The sequence below is a fragment of the Amycolatopsis sp. NPDC059021 genome (assembly GCF_042739895.1).
Lineage (GTDB): Bacteria > Actinomycetota > Actinomycetes > Mycobacteriales > Pseudonocardiaceae > Amycolatopsis.
On the sequence record NZ_JBHYIQ010000219.1, the window covers coordinates 1 to 1,589 of the forward strand.

Consider the following 1,589-nt stretch of genomic DNA (forward strand, 5'->3'; position numbering starts at 1 on the left):
GCGCTCCGGGCCATTTCTGGGGGGGGGGGGGGGGGGGGCCCACCGCGCCCGGGGGCGCCCCCGGCGGGGGGGGGGGCCCGGGCAAAACCACCCCCCCCCCACCCCCGTGCGGGTTGGTTGGTGATTTGGGCGGCCCCACCCCCGTCGACGAGCGCCTCGTGTTGCACAACGACCATGCCCACCAAACCGCCCCGGGTCTGCAACCGATGTGGCACCGCCTTCACCGGCCCGCACTGCGGGTGCCGAGCAGCAGCCCTCCGCGACAGCGACCGAGCCCGGCCCACCGCCAGCCAGCGAGGCTACGACCACCGATGGGCACGCAACCGCGCCGCCTTTCTTGCTGCACACCCGCTGTGTTCGCTCTGCGGGCGGCTCGCCGACGTCGTCGACCAATACCCGGAAACCCGGCGGGCGCTCGCCGCCCGAGGAGTGCCTGACCCGGACGCCTGGCATCGACCCCGGCCGCTGTGCAAGCGGTGCCACGATCGGCACACGGCACTCACCACGCCAGGCGGTTGGAATCGCCGCAGCGCCTAGCTCGCATCCCTATGACGGTTTCCCCGCCCGGACGCTTGCTGGGTCTCGTGCGGAGAAAAATGAGGAAGGACGATTCCCTTGATCGAGCCGAGGTCCACGCCGACCGAGGTCATGTTGCTGTTGACGACAACATCAAACTCTCTGAGTTCACGCTGAAACACCGGAACCTGACCGCCGTCAGCGTTGTGCTGTAAGGCTTCTTTGAAGGCCTTATACCTGCCTTGCACGTCTACTGGCTTCCAATGCTCGCCTCGCACGTCTTCTGGATACCAATAGTAGTCATAGTCGCCAGACTCTTCGTAAAAGCGCTCGATCGCTTTCCTCAGTTTGCGCCCGCGGCGTTGCTCAGCGAAGTGCTTGGTGCGCGCCGGTAGACCTTCGAACAGACTGGTGACCGCTTGCCCAGCCACCCACATGAGTCGGTCTCGATACGGCACAGCATCCAGCTCCGCGAGCAGCTCGCGGCGGCGCGGATGGTCACGCGGATAGAGGAGGACAAGCAGGTGGCCCACAAGCTTTGGAGCCGCCCCGAACAGGGCAGCGGTCGAAAGCAGTACCGGAACGCCATAGGTGACCACCAGGTTGGCCAGTTCGTTGATCACGCGAACCCCAGGTTGAGTGAACGGAACCGGCGATCTTGCTCGGCCTTGACGAGCAGCGCCCCCAGTTCGGCCTTCCCCTTGCTGGTGAGGGTGTAGTACCTGCGAGGCGGGTGTCCAGACGCCTCCTCCGTGGTCTGCCAGCCGTCCTCGATCCAGCCTTCCTCAAGCATCTTGGCCAGTCGGGGATACATCGCGCCGGGGCCGACGCCAGCCTGCTTCGACAGCTCGTAGCCCCAATGTCGGTCATCGGGCGCGGCCATGAGTGCGACAGCGAGCTGCACCAGGGCGTGAGTGATACGCATGTCTCTAGCTTGACATATATCGTGCAAGCCCTCATTCGACACGCCGCTTGCACGTAACTATTCAGGCCCCTTTGCTTGCTGTGGAGGGGTTTGTGGGATGATCTTGTTGTGGGAGAGGGTGTCCAGCCGTCGTATGACGAGTTGGCCG

Annotated in this window: 2 protein-coding genes; both read right to left on the minus strand. The window is 65.2% G+C overall.

Features of this window, described 5'->3' with window-relative positions; translation table 11 throughout:
• Window positions 1-533: 533 nt before the first annotated feature.
• Entirely contained in the window at window positions 534-1,139 is a 606-nt protein-coding gene (locus tag ACFWX1_RS48120) for a hypothetical protein (protein ID WP_378396634.1), read from the minus strand.
• Window positions 1,136-1,441, minus strand: coding sequence for a PadR family transcriptional regulator (locus ACFWX1_RS48125; protein ID WP_378396635.1), 306 nt, complete (start codon window positions 1,439-1,441; stop codon window positions 1,136-1,138). Before ACFWX1_RS48125 ends, ACFWX1_RS48120 begins: the two co-directional genes overlap by 4 nt.
• Window positions 1,442-1,589: the final 148 nt, after the last annotated feature.

Bases quoted from the DNA above. Each gene is read 5' to 3' on its own strand.
- ACFWX1_RS48125 (WP_378396635.1), bottom strand. From the start codon at position 1,441: ATGCGTATCACTCACGCCCTGGTGCAGCTCGCTGTCGCACTCATGGCC.